Here is a 17,971-nt window from a genome sequence, read left to right on the forward strand (position 1 = left end):
CCATCCGTCCGGTTTCCCGTCCCGGCCGCCGGTACGGCTCGGATCTCGCGCTAGCCGCGGACTATCCGCGCCCGGTTGAACCGGTGGCGGGCCAGGCTCACGACGCCCGCGGCACCGGGCGCGAGCCGCAGCGCCAGGGATCCCCCCGTGGTGCGGTACGGCTGCGCCAACAGCACACCGTACCGGCTGCTGGGCAGCACCCGCCGGTGGAGCAGGCGGCGCAGGGGGCGCGGGGAGGTGAGCACGGAGCTCCCGTCCGCGCACTCCACGTTCAGCTTCACGTCCCACGCCTGCAGGCCCCGTCGGCCCTCGCCCCGCCCGAGGCTCGCCAGCGTGGTGAGCCGGAAGGGCAGCTCCGCGGTCCATCCGTCGCCGTCCGCGGTGGGCACGAGCGCCACCGGCTCGGCGACCAGAAGCTCGCCCAGGTCGCCCCGGGGCTGGAAGCGCAGCTGGACGGTGCGCGGGCCGGCCGCGGCGAGCCGTCCGTACAGGTCGTGCACCCGGATCCGGAGCCCGGCGAAGCCGCTGGGCTCGGCGTCGATGGTGACGGGCAGCTCCGCCGTCCGCAGCTTGTCGAGCCCGTCCAGCTCCACCGGCAGCGCGTCGCTCCACACCGGCGCCCCGGAGGGGCCGGTCGCGTACGGGGGCAGCAGGCGGGGCGGGTCGGCGGCGAAGCGGGTCAGCCGCCGCAGGTCGGCCGGGGCGGGCGGCGCCTCGGTGGCGCGCAGCACGCGGACGATCCAGCGGGCATGCGCCCCGGCGGCCTCGATGTCGGCGTCGGAGAACCCGGCGACGTAGTCACGGGTCAGCGTCCACCAGGCGGCCTGGTACTCGGGGTCCTGGCCGAGCTCGCGCAGGTACATGCGCAGGTCGTACTCCAGGAACTTGACCTGGCAGGCCCGCCCCAGCTCGGGCGAGGAAGCGGCCATGAGGCCGGAGGCCACCCGGTGGGCCTCCACACGGGCGCGCCAGTTGCCGACGTCCTTGCGGTCCAGGGAGATGGACACCTGGGCGGCGTTGCGGCGCACGTGCCACACGTAGACGCGGTCGCCGATCACCGCGATGCGGGGGCGGGCCGCCAGGACGCGGGCGGTGAACACGAAGTCCTCGTAGATGAACCGGCCGTCCGGGAAACGGATCCCGTACATGTCCAGGAAGGCCCGCTCGTACAGCTTGTTGACGCAGAGCGTGTCGCGGACCAGCTCCGGCCGGTCCGCGGGACTCTCGATGACCTCGCCCGGCGTGTACAGGCCGGGCACCCAGGGCACGTCACGGCTCTCGGGCAGTTCACGGCGGACGCAGGCGCCGACGGTGACCGGCGACCGGTGCTCCCCGGCCGCGCGCACGAGGGCGTCGATCGCCCCCGGGGGCAGGACGTCGTCGCTGTCCAGGAACATGACGTACGGGGCGGTCGCGACCGCGATGCCGTCGTTGCGGGGGGTGCCGCAGCCCCCGCTGTTCTCCGTGCGGTGCACGACATTCACGCGGGAGTGGCGGGCCGCCAGCTCGTCCAGCACCTGGGCGGTGCCGTCGCTCGACGCATCGTTGACCGCGATGACCTCGGCGACGACCGGACCCTGGGCGAGAGCCGAGGAAACGGCCTGACCGACGAGCTCGGCATCGTTGTACGCGATCACGACGACGGCAACTGTGGGGGAATGGATGCTCGTCACCCGTGGATCCTAGGCCACCTGGGTAAACATCACCTTAAGACGGGCCACTCGAACGGGGGATAAACGGAATCCTGTGACGCGCCTGTGACGGCGGCCGGAGCTCCGGCTGCCGTCACAGGTCACGGCCGGATCAGAAGGGACGGAACTCGTCGTACTCCTTCTGGGCGGAATCCCGCTCGGCTTCCTTCTCCTTGCGGCGCGTGGTCGCCGGACGCGGCGCCTCCAGACGGTGGTCCTCACCGCGGCGGCCCAGCATCTCGGCGCCGGCCATCATCGTCGGCTCCCAGTCGAAGACGACCGCGTTGTCGTCGGAACCGATGGCGACGCCGTCACCCGCACGGGCACCGGCCTTCTTCAGCGCCGCCTCGACGCCGAGGCGGTTGAGGCGGTCGGCGAGGTAGCCGACGGCCTCGTCGATGTTGAAGTCGGTCTGGCGGACCCAGCGCTCCGGCTTCTCGCCGCGCACGCGGTACACGTCCTCGGCCTCGTCGTAGGTGATGGTGAAGCCCGAGTCGTCCACGGCCTTCGGGCGGATGACGATGCGGGTCGCCTCCTCCTTCGGCTTGCGGGCGCGGAACTTCGCGATGACCTCGGCCAGGAAGTAGGACAGCTCCTTCAGGCCCGTACGGTCGACGGCGGAGACTTCGAAAACCTTGTAGCCGCGGGCCTCCAGGTCCGGCCGGACGATGTCGGCGAGGTCCTTGCCATCGGGGATGTCGACCTTGTTGAGGACGACGAGGCGCGGACGCTTCTCCAGGCCGCCGCCGTAGAGCTTCAGCTCCTCCTCGATCGCGTCGAGGTCGGCCAGCGGGTCGCGGTCGGACTCCAGGGTGGCGGTGTCCAGGACGTGCACGAGGATCGAGCAGCGCTCGACGTGGCGCAGGAACTCCAGGCCGAGGCCCTTGCCCTGGCTGGCGCCGGGGATGAGGCCCGGGACGTCGGCGATCGTGTAGACCGTCGAGCCGGCGGTGACGACGCCCAGGTTCGGGACGAGGGTGGTGAAGGGGTAGTCGGCGATCTTCGGCTTGGCCGCGGAGAGCACCGAGATCAGCGAGGACTTGCCGGCGCTCGGGAAGCCGACCAGCGCCACGTCGGCGACGGTCTTGAGCTCCAGGACGACGTCGCCGCCGGTGCCGGGTACGCCGAGGAGCGCGAAGCCGGGCGCCTTGCGGCGCGCGGAGGAGAGCGCCGCGTTGCCGAGGCCGCCGCGGCCGCCCTCGGCGGCCACGTAGGTGGTGCCCTGGCCGACGAGGTCGGCGAGGACGTTGCCCTCCTTGTCGAGGACGACGGTGCCGTCCGGCACGGGCAGGATGATGTCCTGGCCGTCCTTGCCGGAACGGTTGTCGCCCGCGCCGGGCTGGCCGTTGGTGGCCTTGCGGTGGGGGCTGTGGTGGTACTCCAGCAGGGTGGTGATCGACTGCTCGACCACCAGGATGACGTCGCCGCCACGGCCGCCGTTGCCGCCATCGGGGCCGCCGAGCGGCTTGAACTTCTCCCGGTGAACGGAGGCGCAGCCGTGGCCCCCGTTACCCGCGGCGACGTGCAGCTCGACGCGGTCCACGAAGGTGGTCATGGTTGTTCCTCCAGATACAGCGGGAATATCCCGGAAAGCCCGGGGGGTAGGCCTTGCTACCCATTAAACGTGTCTATGTGACAACGCGCCGAGGGCGGACCTCTCTTCCCGGCTGACGCCGGGAAGAGTTGAGATCCGCCCTCGGGATGCTTCGGACTACCGATTCAGCAGAAGCTGAAATCAGGCAGCCGGAACGATGTTGACGACCTTGCGGCCACGGTGCGTGCCGAACTCGACCGAACCGGCCTGCAGCGCGAACAGCGTGTCGTCGCCACCACGACCGACACCCGAACCCGGGTGGAAGTGGGTGCCGCGCTGGCGGACGAGGATCTCACCAGCGGAAACGACCTGACCGCCGAAGCGCTTCACGCCGAGCCGCTGAGCGTTGGAATCGCGCCCGTTCCGGGTGGACGATGCGCCCTTCTTGTGTGCCATGTCTCAGTCCCTCTTACTTCGCAGCCGCGGGGATACCGGTGACCTTGATCGCCGTGTACTGCTGGCGGTGACCCTGGCGACGGCGGTAGCCGGTCTTGTTCTTGTACCGAAGGATGTCGATCTTGGCACCCTTGTGGTGGTCCACGATCTCGGCCTGGACCTTGATGCCGGCCAGGACCCACGGGTCGCTGGTTACGGCTTCGCCGTCGACAACGAGCAGGGTCGAGAGCTCGACCGTGTCGCCAACCTTGGCAGTGGGAATCTTGTCAACTTCAACGATGTCGCCGACAGCAACCTTGTGCTGGCGACCACCGCTGCGCACGATGGCGTACACGCGGATCTCTCTCTCACTCGAGTTCGGGAACCCCTGAAGCCAGCCGGCCCCGCGTCAACCGCAGGCCGGCCTCCCCCGATCCAGCCGCGAGGCGGTCCGGGAGGTGAGGTGCTCAGTGGATTGGCGTGTGCATAGACACGCCAGCGACCTAGGTTACGGGGCCCGGTCGGAGGGGTCAAACCGGGGTCCCGCGGGGCCTCGGAGACGGCCGCCGGGCACGCGACGGGGCCTGCCGCGAGGGCCGTACGGTGCCGCTGACGCCCCGCACGGCTCCCGCCGGCCGATCCGGACGGCCGGGGTCCGCCGTCGCCCCGCAGGGCAGGGAGCGCGCTCCCTGCCGTCCTGACGGCCAAAAGCCCCCGCCCGGCACCAGGGGTGCCGGGCGGGGGCCGGTGGAGCGGGATCCGCGGATCGGCCGATCAGCCTTCGGTCGGAGCCGAGACGGAGGGCAGAGTCTGCTGCTCGGCCGCCGCGGTCTTCTTCGTCGCCCGCTTCGCGACCGTCTTCTTCGCGGCCGTCTTGGCGGTCGTCGTCTTCTTGGCCGCCGTCTTCTTCACGGCCGCCGCCTTCTTGGCGGGGGCCTTCTTCGCCGCGGTCGTGGCCGTCTTCTTGGCGGCCGTCTTGCGGACCGCCTTCTTGGCGGGAGCCGCCGGGGCGGCCTCCTCCACGACGGTCTCAGCCTCGACGGGCGCCTCCACCGGGGCCTCGACGACCAGTACGGCCGCCTCCGCGCCCGCCGGGGAACCGGCCGGAGCGGTGGCCTTACGGGTGGCACGGCGACGCGGACGGGCCGGCGCGGCCTCGACGGCCTCGGCCGGGGGCTCGACGACGGCCGGTGCGGCCTCGACGACGACCTCGGGCTCGGGCTCCGGCGCGGCCACGGGGGCCTCGACGACCGGCTCCGGGGCCTGGACCGCCTCGGCCGGGGCGCCCGCCGGAGCGGTCGCCTTACGGGTGGCACGGCGACGGGTGCGGCCCTTGGGGGCCTCCTCCGCGACGGCCGCCTCGACGACCTCGACGACGGCCTCGGGCTCCGGCGCCTCGACGACCTCGACGAGCTCCGCCTCGGCCTCGACCACCGGCTCGGGCTCGGCCACCGGGGCCGGAGCCGCCGGGGCGCGGTCCGTCGCCGTACCGCGCGGGGCGCCCGCCGGAGCGGTCGCCTTGCGGGTGGCGCGGCGGCGGTTGCGGCGTCCGCTCACTCCTCCGGCAGCGGCCTCGGCCTCGGCCGGGCTGCTGTAGAGCTCCTCGTCGGCGACGAAGGAGGGCTCGGGCAGTGCCACGGGAGCGGCGACCTCGGCAGCCAGCTCCGCCTCGGTCTCGATCTCGTAGACATCGCCTTCGGCGGTCTCCACGCCATCGATCTCGTGGTCGTGCTCGTGCCCGCCCTGGCCACCGCGACGCTTGGAACGCTTGCCGTTGCCACCGCCGCCGACCACGGTCGGGGTCTCCATGTGCACGATGACGCCGCGGCCGTTGCAGTGGACGCAGGTCTCGGAGAAGGACTCCAGCAGACCCTGGCCCACGCGCTTGCGGGTCATCTGGACCAGACCCAGCGAGGTCACCTCGGCGACCTGGTGCTTGGTGCGGTCACGGCCCAGGCACTCCAGCATGCGCCGCAGGACCAGGTCGCGGTTGGACTCCAGGACCATGTCGATGAAGTCGATGACCACGATGCCGCCGAGGTCGCGCAGCCGCAGCTGACGCACGATCTCCTCGGCCGCCTCCAGGTTGTTCCTGGTGACGGTCTCCTCGAGGTTGCCGCCCTGACCGGTGAACTTGCCGGTGTTGACGTCGATGACGATCATCGCTTCGGTCTTGTCGATCACGAGGGAACCGCCCGAGGGCAGCCACACCTTGCGGTCGAGCGCCTTGGCGAGCTGCTCGTCGATCCGGTACGTCGCGAAGACGTCGACCTCGGAGGTCCAGCGCTTCAGCCGGTCGGCCAGGTCCGGGGCCACGTGGTTCACGTAGCCGTGGATGGTCTCCCAGGCGGTGTCACCGCTGACGATGACCTTGGTGAAGTCCTCGTTGAAGATGTCGCGCACGACGCGGACGGTCATGTCCGGCTCGCCGTACAGGAGGCTCGGCGAAGAGGTCGAGATCTGCTTCGACTTCTTCTGGATGTCCTCCCACTGAGCCTGCAGGCGCTCGACGTCGCGACGCAGCTCGTCCTCGCTCGCACCCTCGGCGGCGGTGCGCACGATGACGCCCGCGTCCTCGGGGACGATCTTCTTGAGGATGGTCTTCAGACGCGCGCGCTCGGTGTCGGGCAGCTTGCGGCTGATGCCGGTCATCGAGCCCTCGGGCACGTAGACCAGGTAGCGGCCGGGCAGCGAGACCTGGCTGGTCAGGCGGGCGCCCTTGTGGCCGATCGGGTCCTTGGTGACCTGCACCAGGACCGACTGGCCGGACTTGAGGGCGGCCTCGATGCGGCGCGGCCCGTTGGCCATGCCGAGCGCCTCGAAGTTGACCTCACCGGCGTACAGGACCGCGTTGCGGCCCTTGCCGATGTCGATGAAGGCGGCCTCCATGGACGGCAGCACGTTCTGGACCTTGCCCAGGTAGACGTTGCCGACGTACGAGGTGGCTTCTTCCTTGTTGACGTAGTGCTCGACGAGCACGTTGTCCTCGAGGACACCGATCTGGGTGCGCTCGCCCGACTGACGGACGACCATGACGCGCTCGACGGCCTCGCGGCGGGCCAGGAACTCGGCCTCGGTGATGATCGGAACGCGGCGGCGGCCCTGCTCGCGACCCTCGCGGCGGCGCTGCTTCTTGGCCTCCAGGCGGGTCGAGCCCTTGATGGACTGGACCTCGTCGGAGGAGGTGGAGCCGGAGCCGGCGACGGACTCGGAGCGCTCGCGCGCCGGGCGCGGCTCGCGGACCTTGACGACCGTGCGCACACCGTCGTCCTCGGCCGCGTCGGCGTCCGTGCCACCGTCACCGCTGCGACGGCGACGACGCCGGCGACGACGGCTGGAGCTGGAGCCGAGGGCGCCGTTCTCCTCGTCGTCCTCGGCCTCGTCGGTGTCCTCGGCGTCCCCCTCTTCGGCGGACTCGGTCTCGGACTCTTCCTCGGCGGACTCGTCGAGGTCGGCGGCCTCACCGCGACGGCGGCGACGGCCTCCGCGGCGACGACGGCGCGACGGGCGGTCGCCCGACTCGTCGTTCTCGTCCTCGTACGCCTCGGTCTCGGCCTCTTCCTCGACCAGCTCTACGTCGGCCAGCGTGACCGGGCCGGCCGGCGCGGCGGCGGCCGGGGCCACGGGCGCCGGAGCGGCGGTCTCGGCCGCGGCGCCACGGCCACGGCGGCGGCGACGGCCGGCCGGCTGCGGGGCCGGAGCGGCCTCGACCTCGACCTCGGCTTCGACGAGGTCGAACTCCTCCTCCTCGACCTCCTCGGCCGGGGCGGCGGCAGCGGCGGCCGCGGCCATCATGGCCGCGGTCTCCGGGGTCTGGAACATCGGCTCGGCGAACACCGGGGCCTGGAACACGGCGACGGCCGGACGCCCGGCGCGGCGGCCGCGGGCCGGAGCCTCGGCGGCCGGGGCCTCGGCGGCGGGAGCCACCGGCTGCGCGGCGGCGGCCGGGGCGGTGGTGGAACGGGTGGCGCGGCGGCGGCCGCCGCGCTTCGGGGAGTCCACGGCGTCGGCCACGGTGACGGTGGCCTTGGCGGGGGCGGCGGCCGGAGCCTCGGCCACGACGGGCTCGGGGGCGACGGCGGCTTCGGCGGCGGGCGCCTCGGGAGCGGTCACGGCGCGAGTGGCACGGCGACGGGCACGCGGCGCGGGGGCAGCGGCCTCCTCGACGACCGGAGCGGCCGGAGCCGCCGGGGCGGCGACGGGAGCCTCGACGACTGGGGCGACCACGGCTTCGGCGGCGGGCGCCTCGGGAGCGGTCACGGCGCGGGTCGCACGGCGACGGGCACGCGGCGCCGGAGCGGCCGGCTCCTCGACGACCGGAGCGGTCGGAGCCGCCACGGGGGCCTCGGCCACGGCTTCGGCGGCGGGCGCCTCGGGGGCGGTCACGGCGCGGGTCGCACGGCGACGGGCACGCGGGGCCGGAGCAGCCGGCTCCTCGACGACCGGAGCGGCCGGAGCCGCCGCGACGGGCTCGGTGACCTCGGCGGCGGGCGCCTCGGGAGCGGTGGACGCACGGGTCGCACGGCGACGGGCACGCGGCGCCGGAGCGGCGGGCTCATCGGCGACGGGAGCGACCGGAGCGGCCGCGGCCGCCGGGGCTGCCGCGGGGGCCTCGACCACGGCTTCGGCGGCGGGCGCCTCGGGAGCGGTCACGGCGCGGGTCGCACGGCGACGGGTACGGGCGGGGGCGGCGGCCGGAGCGGCCTCCTCGGCGGGAACCGCGGCCACCACGGGCGCGGGAGCGGCCTCGGCGGCGGCTACGGCACCGCCGGGCGGGCCCGCCGGGCGGGACGCGGCACGCCGGCGCCTGCGCGGCGGCAGGTTGTCGCTCGGACTGCCACTGTCGGCGGCACCGTTGGTGGCGGTGGTGTCGTTTTCGTTGTTGAGCATGCGGGGTTTCTCCCGTCACGCTCCCGGGCGCCGCGGCTGACGTCCGGTCCGGCACGGCTCCGCGTAATGAGCGCGGAGCCGGCCTCCGGGGCGCGTTCGCCACACGGGAGCTCAGTTCAATGGCCGCCGGTTCCGTACGCGAAAGTCCGTACGGCCTGGCGGAAGTCTTCAAGTCTTCAGGTCTGTCTGTGCGCGGCCCGACCCAGGTGGCTCCCGAGTCCCAGGGCTGCGCGACGACGACGATCCTTACGCGGCGGGACCTTCCGGCGCCTTCGCGTCGGCGGTTACGGCCGCCGTGGGTGGGGCGGTCGTGACAGCCTCGCGGTCGGGCGCGAGCGGGTCGGTCACCGTGCCGGACTCCTCGTCGAAGAGCCCCTGCGCCAGCCTGGTCACCGCAGCGGGGACCGGCGGCGTTAGGTCGGCCACAGCTCGGAGACCGGACAGGACGTCGTCGGGTCGAACGGCAGGTGTCAAATGCCGAACAACCAGCCGCAGTATCGCACAAGCATTGTCCAGGGGCCTATCAGCCTCGGCGGTCGCCGTAACGGGAACCACTTCCAGACCGACCACGGCGCCCCGCGTGTCGAAGGTCCGCATGCCGTTCTTGGTGCGGCGCTGGACCTCCACGGCCTCGGCCGCGAGGAAGGCCTCGACCGCCTTCTCCGCGTCGCCGGGCTCCACGCCGTCGAGGCGCAGCTCCCACACGGAGGCCGTCAGCCGGTCGGCGAGACCGGAGGTGCGCGCCTCCACGGCGTCGATGATGTCGAGGCCGACCGGCATCGACTCGTCGAGCAGCTCGCGCAGGACCGCGGGGTCGCGGGGCTCGGCGAGGGCGATCTCCAGGTACTCGGCCTCGCTGCCGGTCCCGGTCGGGGCGGCGTTCGCGTACGAGACGCGGGGGTGCGGGGTGAAGCCCGCCGAGTACGCCATGGGCACCTCGGAGCGGCGCAGTGCCCGCTCGAAGGCGCGCTGGAAGTCCCGGTGGCTGGTGAACCGGAGGCGGCCGCGCTTGGTGTAGCGCAGGCGGATGCGCTGCACTACCGGTGCGGGAGGCGGGCCTTCGGGCTGTCGCTTGCCCAGTGGTTCATCTCCTTGTGCGGGGCTCCGCGGCTCGCGCGTCGCCCTGAGGTCTGTGGGGCCTGCAGACCACGCCGTGCCTGTGCCCTCCGGCTCACCCCTGCTCTACTTCTGCAGGGAGATCTCGGGGGCGGGCGCGTCGCCTGCGGCTCTGTTACTACCCAGAGTACGCGCCTGTGACCTCGCCGGTTCCCGGGGCGGCCCCCCGAACAATGCCCGCCGTACGTCGGCCCGCGCCTCGCGCACCGCGAGGCGGGAGGCCCGCCACACCTCGCCGACGGCACGGCCGGCGGGAGCGAGGGCCTGCCGGTGCACCGCCCGGGCCGCGCGACGGCCGACGTCCCACCCGGCGCGCAGGAGGTTCCCGACGGGGGTGACCACGTGCCGGCGCACCCACCCGGCGGGCCGCACCACACCCCACCGCCACAACCACACCAGCCCGCGCCCCAGCGCCCGGCTCACCCGCCCCGCGATGTGCCAGGCCCCGACGACCAGCCTCCAGAGCGGCACGAGCAGGTACGACCACACCCCCCGCCCGGCCGGCGCGAGCAGATACCGCCAGACCACGCTCACCCCGGGCCGCACGAGATACCGCCACAACGCCACCCACGGCCAGACGAACACGGCCTTCGCCAGCCAGGCCACGCCCGCCGAGAACCCCCGGGCCAGCCACCGCAGTCCGTGCCCGACGGGGGCGAGGACGTACCGGTACAGCGCACCGCCCGGCAGCACGAGCAGGTACCGGACCGCGCCCGCGAGCAGCCGGGCGATGCCCCGCCCGGCGGGCAGCAGCCCGTACTCCCAGACCGGGACCAGCAGGTACCGCCAGAGCCCCACACCGGCCGGCCGCAGCAGGTACGCGTACGCCGCCTGCCCCACCGGGAGGACGACGTAACGCCAGAGACCCACCCAGGGCCAGTAGAAGAGCAGCTTGAACAGGGCCCCGATCAGCCACCCGGTCCCCCGCAGCACCGGCAGCACCGCCCGCTCGCAGAACCAGCGCACCCCCTGCCCCAGGGGCCCGAGGACGTTCCGGTTCAGCATCCGCGCGAAGGTGACCAGCAGGTCCCAGACCACCCGCAGGGGCAGCACGACCAGCACCGCCACGACTTTCACGGGGATCCGTACGACTCCGACGAGGCAGCCTTCTCCCCCGGGTGCGCGCGCCTCTTCCAGTTCCATGCAGATAAGGACTCCGCGCGAGGCCCTGCCGTTGCGGGGAAACGGCACGGGTCCGGATACGGCGACGGCCCGCCCCGGGGATCGGGGCGGGCCGTCGTCGTAGGGACGGGGCGGGGACGCGCTACTTCACGACCGACAGGGGCAGCAGCTTCTTGCCCGTCGGGCCGATCTGGATGCTGGTGTCGAGCTGCGGGCAGACGCCGCAGTCGAAGCACGGGGTCCAGCGGCAGTCCTCGACCTCGGTTTCGTCGAGGGCGTCCTGCCAGTCCTCCCAGAGCCAGTCCTTGTCCAGACCGGAGTCGAGGTGGTCCCAGGGGAGGACTTCCTCGTAGGTGCGCTCGCGGGTCGTGTACCAGGCCACGTCGACGCCGTAGGCGGGGAGGGTCTTCTCCGCCGCCTGCATCCAGCGGTCGTAGCTGAAGTGCTCGCGCCAGCCGTCGAAGCGGCCGCCCGACTCGTAGACCGCGCGGATGACATCGCCGATGCGGCGGTCGCCGCGGGACAGGAGGCCCTCGACGATGCCCGGCTTGCCGTCGTGGTAGCGGAAGCCGATGGAGCGGCCGTACTTCTTGTCGCCGCGGAGCTTGTCGCGGAGCTTGCCGAGGCGGGCGTCCGTCTCCTCGGCCGACAGCTGCGGGGCCCACTGGAAGGGGGTGTGCGGCTTGGGGACGAAGCCGCCGATGGAGACGGTGCAGCGGATGTCGTTCTGGCCGGAGACCTCGCGGCCCTTGGCGATGACGTTGACCGCCATGTCGCCGATCTGGAGGACGTCCTCGTCGGTCTCGGTCGGCAGGCCGACCATGAAGTACAGCTTCACCTGGCGCCAGCCGTTGCCGTAGGCGGTGGCGACCGTACGGATCAGGTCCTCTTCCGAGACCATCTTGTTGATGACCTTGCGCATGCGCTCGGAGCCGCCCTCGGGGGCGAAGGTCAGACCGGAGCGGCGGCCGTTGCGGGTCAGCTCGTTGGCCAGGTCCACGTTGAAGGCGTCCACGCGGGTCGACGGGAGGGACAGGCCCACCTTGTCGTCCGTGTAGCGGTCGGCCAGGCCCTTGGCGATGTCCGCGATCTCGGTGTGGTCGGCGGAGGAGAGCGAGAGCAGGCCGACCTCCTCGAAGCCCGTGGCCTTGAGCCCGCGCTCCACCATCTCGCCGATGCCGGTGATGCTTCGCTCCCGTACGGGGCGCGTGATCATGCCGGCCTGGCAGAAGCGGCAGCCGCGGGTGCAGCCGCGGAAGATCTCCACGGACATCCGCTCGTGGACGGTCTCGGCGAGCGGGACCAGGGGCTGCTTGGGGTAGGGCCACTCGTCGAGGTCCATGACGGTGTGCTTGCTGACCCGCCACGGCACGCCGGAGCGGTTCGGGACCACGCGGCCGATGCGGCCGTCCGGCAGGTACTCGACGTCGTAGAAGCCCGGCACGTAGACGCCGCCGGTCTTCGCGAGGCGCAGGAGCACCTCTTCGCGTCCGCCCGGGCGGCCTTCGGCCTTCCACGCGCGGATGATCTCGGTCATGTCGAGGACGGCCTGCTCGCCGTCGCCGATGACCGCGCAGTCGATGAACTCCGCGATCGGCTCGGGGTTGAAGGCCGCGTGGCCGCCCGCGAGCACGATGGGGTGGTCGACCGTACGGTTCTTGGCCTCGAGCGGGATGCCCGCGAGGTCCAGCGCCGTCAGCATGTTCGTGTAGCCGAGCTCGGTGGAGAAGGAGAGCCCGAAGACGTCGAACGCCGAGACGGGGCGGTGGCTGTCCACGGTGAACTGCGGCACGTTGTGCTCGCGCATCAGTTCTTCGAGGTCCGGCCACACGCTGTACGTGCGCTCCGCGAGCACGCCCTCGCGCTCGTTCAGCACCTCGTACAGGATCATGACGCCCTGGTTGGGGAGCCCGACCTCGTACGCGTCCGGGTACATCAGCGCCCAGCGGACGTCGGCGCTCTCCCACGGCTTGACCGTGGAGTTGAGCTCACCGCCGACGTACTGGATCGGCTTCTGGACGTGCGGAAGCAGGGCCTCAAGCTGAGGGAAGACCGATTCGGTCATCACGCGACTTTCGTGAAGCGGGCAGGGGGCGACTCTCAAGCGTACCCCGGGGCCCGGAGCACCCCCGCCCGGGCGATCATCCGCGCACCATCGCCACCGGGCCCGCGGCCGCCGCCCACACCTGGGGCAGCTCCCGCTCGCGGCGCTCGGCCAGTGCCTCCTCGCGGGCGTAGAGCACGCCCCAGGTGAAGGCCGACTCCCCCGCTCCGGCCGCCTGGACGGCGAGTCCGCGCAGGGCTTCGCGGGCGACGACCCCGTCCTGGTGGTCGCCGAGCAGGCTCTGGACCGCCTTCACCGCCTTGGCCAGCTTGCGCGCGGGTTTGCCGAGGGCCGGGGCCGCCGCCTCGGCCGCGTACCGGGCGCGCTTCGCGGCCTTGCGCGCCTCGTGCAGGGCCAGGTCGCGGTCCTGGCCGGGGTCCAAGGACAGCGCGCCCGCGATCCGGCCGGCGAGGCGTTCGTAGTCCGCGAGGACCGCGGCGGGCAGGGCGGACTCGGCGGGCCTGGCGGCGGCCTTCATCAGCGGCGGGTCGGCGAGCAGGGCGTCGAGGGCGTTGAGCAGGGCCACGTACCGCCTGCTGTCGAGGGCGGCCAGTGCGGCGCGGCGCGAACCGGTGCGCCGGGCGACGTTCCAGATCTTCAGGCGGCCGCGGACGGGGCCGAGCACCAGGGTGCGCGGGAGTTCGTCGAGCCGGGTCTGGATCCGCTCCAGCAGGACTTCCTGGTCGCGGTCGACGCCGAGCTCGGCGGCGAGCCAGCGCAGTTCCTCGCCGATCGGGCCGGTCTCCGCGGGGTCCAGGACGCGGCGGAAGGTCTTGAAGGCGCCGCGCAGGCGCCGGGTGGCGATCCGCATCTGGTGGACGGAGTCGGGCAGCCCGCGGCGTACGGCGGGGTCCTGGGCGATGAGGGTGTCGCGCTGTTCGCGCAGGTAGGCGAGCAGGTGCGCGCCCACCGAGTCCTCGGCGAGGCCGGTGCCGGGGCCGGTCGTACGGGCCGGGGGTTCCCCGCCGGTCTCGGTGAGCGCCCGGGCGAGCTTCGAAGGGGCGTCGCTGACACGGAGTCCGGCCTTGCGGAAGGTCTTCTCCACGGCGTCGAGCAGCGCCGGGTCGGCGCCGTCGGCGAGTTCCACCTCCACCTCGGTCCAGGCGGCGGTGGCGTCCGCGCGCTCGGCCCGCACGGCGTCCGTGGACAGTTCCGCGAGGAGGGCGCCGTCGGCGTCGAGGAGGTGGCTGAGCTTGCGCGAGGACAGGAGCCTGACCTGTGGTTCCAGCGGGGCGCCGCGGACGCGGGAGCGCAGCAGCACGGTCAGCGCCTCGGGGACGGTGTCGCCGAGGGGGGCGGTGATCTCGTCGCGCACACCGGGGGCGACGGGCAGTTTGAGGTGCCAGCCGGCGTCCTTGCCGCCGGTGCGGCGGCGCAGGGTGAGCCCGTCGGCGGCGAGCCGCTGGTCGGGGGTGTCGTAGTAGACGGCGTCGAGCTCGGCCGTGCCCTGGTCGGTCACGGCCGCGATGGCGTCCGTGCCCGTCAGGTCGGGTACGCCGCGCCGTCCGGCCTTGGTGGTCCTGAACTCGAATTTGCGCTCGATCTCGCGCTTCGTGTCCGCCATGGTTCGAACGTAGTCCTGAACGGAACACGGCGAGAAGGAAAACGGCGGGTGCGGCGGAAAACCTGCCCGGGAACCGACGGATCGAGCCGGTCCCGGGCGGGCTCCCACCGCGTCAGGCCGACATCGGCCGCTGCACCCTGATCGACTGGAGCAGCCCGATGGCCACCCATACGGCGAACATCGAGGATCCTCCGTACGACACGAACGGCAGCGGCAGTCCGGCCACGGGCATGATCCCGAGGGTCATGCCGATGTTCTCGAAGGCCTGGAAGGCGAACCAGGCGATGATCCCGGCGCACACGATCGTGCCGTAGAGCTCGGTCGTCTCGCGGGCGATCACGCAGGCGCGCCACAGGATGACGCCGAGGAGCACCAGGATCAGCCCGGCTCCGACGAAGCCGAGCTCCTCCCCCGCGACCGTGAAGACGAAGTCGGTCTGCTGCTCCGGCACGAACTGGCCGGTGGTCTGCGAGCCCTTGAAGAGCCCGGAGCCGGTCAGTCCGCCGGAGCCGATGGCGATGCGCGCCTGGTTGGTGTTGTAGCCGACGCCGGCCGGGTCGAGCTCGGGGTTGGCGAAGGCGGCGAAGCGGTTGATCTGGTACTCGTCGAGGACGCCGAGCTGCCAGATCAGGATGGCCCCGCCGGCGCCCGAGCCGAGCAGGCCCAGCACCCAGCGGTTGGAGGCGCCGGAGGCCAGCAGGACGCCGAGCACGATGACGACCATGACCATGACGGAGCCGAGGTCGGGCATCAGCATGATGATGCCCATGGGGAAGGCGGCCAGGCAGAGCGCCTTGACGACGGTGCGGTGGTCGGGGTGGGCGAGGTCTCCCGCGTCCACCCGGGTGGCCAGCAGCATCGCCATGACCAGGATGATCGTGATCTTGACGAACTCGGAGGGCTGGAGCGAGAAGCCGCCGCCGACCACGATCCAGGCGTGGGCGCCGTTGATGGTGGCGCCGAGCGGGGTGAGCACGGCGAGGATCAGGACGACGGAGAGCCCGTAGAGGATCGGGACGGCGCCGCGCAGGGTGCGGTGGCCGAGCCAGATGGTGCCGATCATCAGCACGAGGCCGATGCCGGTGTTCATGGCGTGCCGGAAGAGGAAGTAGTACGGGTCCCCGTTGTTCAGCGAGGTCCGGTTGCGGGTCGCCGACCACACCAGCAGGGCGCCGATGAGGGAGAGGGCGAGCGCCGAGAGGAGTATCGGCCAGTCGAGCCGGCGCACCACGGAGTCGCGGGCGGTGAGCTTGGCCATCGCTCCCCGCTGCTCCGGCGCGTACCGGGCCACGGAGAATTTGTTGGCGGTCTGCATGTCGGTCCTCGGTACTCAGTCGTGCTGCGCGGGGCGTTGGGCGGCGGGCGGGCCGGCCAACACGGGCGGCGCCGGTTCTTCCGGGGACGGGGGTACGTACGGCCGGATCTCGGGGGAATCGATGCCGCCGTCGGGGCGGATCTTGGGGAGATTCTTCTCCGGGCCCAGCAGGAGCGCCTTCTTCGGGTCCTGGACGCCCGCCATGTCGAGGCCGTAGATGGCGTTGTACAGGTTGCGGACGGCGGGGCCGGCGGCTCCGGAGCCGGTGCCGCCCTGGGAGATCGTCATGACGATGACGAAGTCCTTGGTGTAGGTCGCCAGCCACGAGGTGGTCTGCTTGCCGTAGACCTGGGCGGTGCCCGTCTTGGCGTGCATCGGGATCTTGTCCATCGGCCAGCCGACGAAGCGCCAGGCGGCGGTGCCGCCGGGTTCGACGACCATGCGCAGCCCCTTGTCGAGGTCCTTGACGGTCTTGGCGTCGATGGGGAGCCTGCCGTGCGGCTTGGGCTTGATCCACTCGACGTGCTTGCCGTCGGCGCTGATCACGGCCTTGCCGACGGTGGGGTCGAAGAGGGTGCCCCCGTTGCTGATGGCGGCGTAGGCGGTGGCCATCTGGATGGGGGTGACGAGGACGTCGCCCTGGCCGATGGCGAAGTTGATGCTGTCGTAGGCCTTGAGCTGGTTGCCTTCGAGGCAGCTCTCGTAGGCAACCAGCTCGACGTAGGTGCCGCCCTTCTTGCCCTGCTTGCACCAGGCGGCTTTGTTGGCCGCCCAGAAGCTCTGCTTCCACTGGCGGTCGGGGATGCGGCCCTTGACCTCGTTCGGCAGGTCGATGCCGGTCTCGGAGCCGAGGCCGAACTCGCGGGCCGTCCGGTAGAACCAGTCGTGGGCGTCCTTCTTGGGCTTGAGGCCGCCGTCCCGCTGCCACTCCTTGTGCCCGAGGGCGTAGAAGACGGTGTTGCAGGAGAACTTGAGGGCCTCGCCGAGGGTGATGGGGCCGTGTCCCTTGGACTCGAAGTTCGCGAAGCTGCGGTTGCCCATGCTGTAGGAGGCGCCGCAGTTGTACTTGTCGTCGAAGGCGTATCCGGCCCGGACGGCCGCGCTCGCCGACACCACCTTGAAGATGGAGCCCGCGGGGGCCTGGCCCTGGATGGCCCGGTTGAGCAGCGGATAGTTGGACTTCTCGCTGGTGAGGGAGGCGTAGTCCTTGGCGGCGATGCCGCCGACCCACTTGTTGGGGTCGTAGTCGGGCTGGGAGGCCATCGCGACGACCCGGCCGGTCTTGGCCTCCATCACGACGACGGCGCCCGAGTCGGCCTCGTACTTGCGGTTGGTGATGTTGTCGGTCTCGTTGCGGACCACCTTCATCGCCGCTTGGAGCTCGTACTCTGCGACGGACTGGACCCGGGCGTCGATGCTGGTGACGAGGGTGGACCCGGGCACGCCCGCGTCGGACTCGGTCTGGTGCATGACCCGGCCGAGGTTGTCGACCTCGTAGGAGGTGACCATCGCCTTGCCGCGCAGGTACTTGTCGTAGGTGCGCTCGATCCCGGAGCGGCCGACCTGGTCGGAGCGCAGGTGGGGCGAGTCGGTGTCCTTGGCCTTCTGGATCTCGTCGTCGGTGACGGGCGAGAGGTAGCCGAGCACCTGCGAGGTGCGGGCCCCGCCGGGGGCCGGGTAGCGCCGGACGGCGACGGGCTCCGCGGTGATCCCGGGGAACTCCTCGGGGCGTTCGCGCAGCTGCAGCGCCTGCTGCGTGGTGGCGTCGAGGGTGATCGGGATCGGCTGGTACGGGGAGCCGTTCCAGCAGGGCGCGGGGGTCTGGGAGTCGCAGAGGCGGACCTTCTCCATGACCGCCTTGGGGGTCATGTCCAGGACGCCGGCGAGGCGGGTCATGACGGCCTGGCCGCGGTCCTTCATCTTCATCAGCGCCGTGCGGCTGGTGGAGACGACCAGGCGGGTCTCGTTGTCGGCGAGGGCGACGCCCCGGGCGTCGAGGATCGTCCCGCGCACGGCGGGCTGGACGACCCGCTGGACGTGATTGCTCTTGGCCTCGTGGTAGTACTCGGCGCCGTTGCGGATCTGGAGGTACCAGAGCCGGCCGCCGAGGGTGAGGAACATCGAGCAGACGAGGATCTGGATGATCACGAGCCGGATCTGCACTCGGGACGTACGGCCGTTCTCCGCAGTGTTGGTCACG

At 72.1% G+C, this 17,971-nt stretch carries 11 protein-coding genes; all 11 read right to left on the reverse strand.

All coding sequences use genetic code 11. The annotated features are described in order from the left end of the window. Window positions 1-50: 50 nt before the first annotated feature. The 11 genes from ACFYYB_RS10335 to mrdA all read right to left on the reverse strand — a co-directional run bounded on the left by ACFYYB_RS10335 (window position 51) and on the right by mrdA (window position 17,970). The gene (locus ACFYYB_RS10335) at window positions 51-1,673 is read right to left on the reverse strand and encodes a glycosyltransferase family 2 protein (RefSeq protein ID WP_389434483.1); all 1,623 of its coding nucleotides are present in this window, start codon (window positions 1,671-1,673) and stop codon (window positions 51-53) included. A gap of 130 nt (window positions 1,674-1,803) precedes the next feature. Continuing rightward, window positions 1,804-3,246 carry a GTPase ObgE gene (obgE, locus tag ACFYYB_RS10340; RefSeq protein ID WP_351437267.1) on the reverse strand — a complete coding sequence of 481 codons (1,443 nt, stop codon included), beginning with the start codon at window positions 3,244-3,246 and terminating at the stop codon, window positions 1,804-1,806. 180 nt (window positions 3,247-3,426) lie between these two features. Further along, entirely contained in the window at window positions 3,427-3,681 is a 255-nt protein-coding gene (rpmA, locus tag ACFYYB_RS10345; protein ID WP_030013081.1) for a 50S ribosomal protein L27, read from the reverse strand. A 13-nt stretch (window positions 3,682-3,694) separates the two neighbouring features. Continuing rightward, on the reverse strand, window positions 3,695-4,015 hold the full coding sequence (rplU, locus tag ACFYYB_RS10350) for a 50S ribosomal protein L21 (RefSeq protein ID WP_214950890.1): 321 nt from the start codon (window positions 4,013-4,015) through the stop codon (window positions 3,695-3,697). 419 nt (window positions 4,016-4,434) lie between these two features. Then, entirely contained in the window at window positions 4,435-8,550 is a 4,116-nt protein-coding gene (locus tag ACFYYB_RS10355; RefSeq protein WP_389434484.1) for a ribonuclease E/G, read from the reverse strand. Window positions 8,551-8,796: 246 nt separating this feature from the next. Beyond that, window positions 8,797-9,588 (reverse strand): TIGR03936 family radical SAM-associated protein, encoded by a 792-nt coding sequence (locus ACFYYB_RS10360; RefSeq protein ID WP_327306774.1) that lies wholly within the window; start codon window positions 9,586-9,588, stop codon window positions 8,797-8,799. A 144-nt stretch (window positions 9,589-9,732) separates the two neighbouring features. Continuing rightward, complete coding sequence (locus ACFYYB_RS10365) at window positions 9,733-10,809, reverse strand: hypothetical protein (RefSeq protein WP_389434486.1); 1,077 nt, start codon at window positions 10,807-10,809, stop codon at window positions 9,733-9,735. Between the two features lie 121 nt (window positions 10,810-10,930). Beyond that, window positions 10,931-12,856, reverse strand: coding sequence for a TIGR03960 family B12-binding radical SAM protein (locus ACFYYB_RS10370; RefSeq protein WP_389434487.1), 1,926 nt, complete (start codon window positions 12,854-12,856; stop codon window positions 10,931-10,933). 73 nt (window positions 12,857-12,929) lie between these two features. Then, window positions 12,930-14,456, reverse strand: a complete 1,527-nt coding sequence (locus ACFYYB_RS10375) for a CHAD domain-containing protein (protein ID WP_389434489.1) — start codon at window positions 14,454-14,456, stop codon at window positions 12,930-12,932. Window positions 14,457-14,568: 112 nt separating this feature from the next. Further along, window positions 14,569-15,771, reverse strand: a complete 1,203-nt coding sequence (gene rodA / locus ACFYYB_RS10380; RefSeq protein WP_327306769.1) for a rod shape-determining protein RodA — start codon at window positions 15,769-15,771, stop codon at window positions 14,569-14,571. Between the two features lie 15 nt (window positions 15,772-15,786). After that, window positions 15,787-17,970, reverse strand: coding sequence for a penicillin-binding protein 2 (gene mrdA / locus ACFYYB_RS10385; protein WP_389434490.1), 2,184 nt, complete (start codon window positions 17,968-17,970; stop codon window positions 15,787-15,789). Window position 17,971: the final 1 nt, after the last annotated feature.

This window comes from Streptomyces sp. NPDC002886 (assembly GCF_042888445.1).
Classification (GTDB): domain Bacteria; phylum Actinomycetota; class Actinomycetes; order Streptomycetales; family Streptomycetaceae; genus Streptomyces.

Coding starts and splice junctions, on each gene's coding strand:
- rpmA (WP_030013081.1), bottom strand. CDS start 3,681: ATGGCACACAAGAAGGGCGCATCGTCCACCCGGAACGGGCGCGATTCC.
- ACFYYB_RS10375 (WP_389434489.1), bottom strand. CDS start 14,456: ATGGCGGACACGAAGCGCGAGATCGAGCGCAAATTCGAGTTCAGGACC.
- ACFYYB_RS10365 (WP_389434486.1), bottom strand. CDS start 10,809: ATGGAACTGGAAGAGGCGCGCGCACCCGGGGGAGAAGGCTGCCTCGTC.
- rodA (WP_327306769.1), bottom strand. CDS start 15,771: ATGCAGACCGCCAACAAATTCTCCGTGGCCCGGTACGCGCCGGAGCAG.
- ACFYYB_RS10355 (WP_389434484.1), bottom strand. CDS start 8,550: ATGCTCAACAACGAAAACGACACCACCGCCACCAACGGTGCCGCCGAC.
- obgE (WP_351437267.1), bottom strand. CDS start 3,246: ATGACCACCTTCGTGGACCGCGTCGAGCTGCACGTCGCCGCGGGTAAC.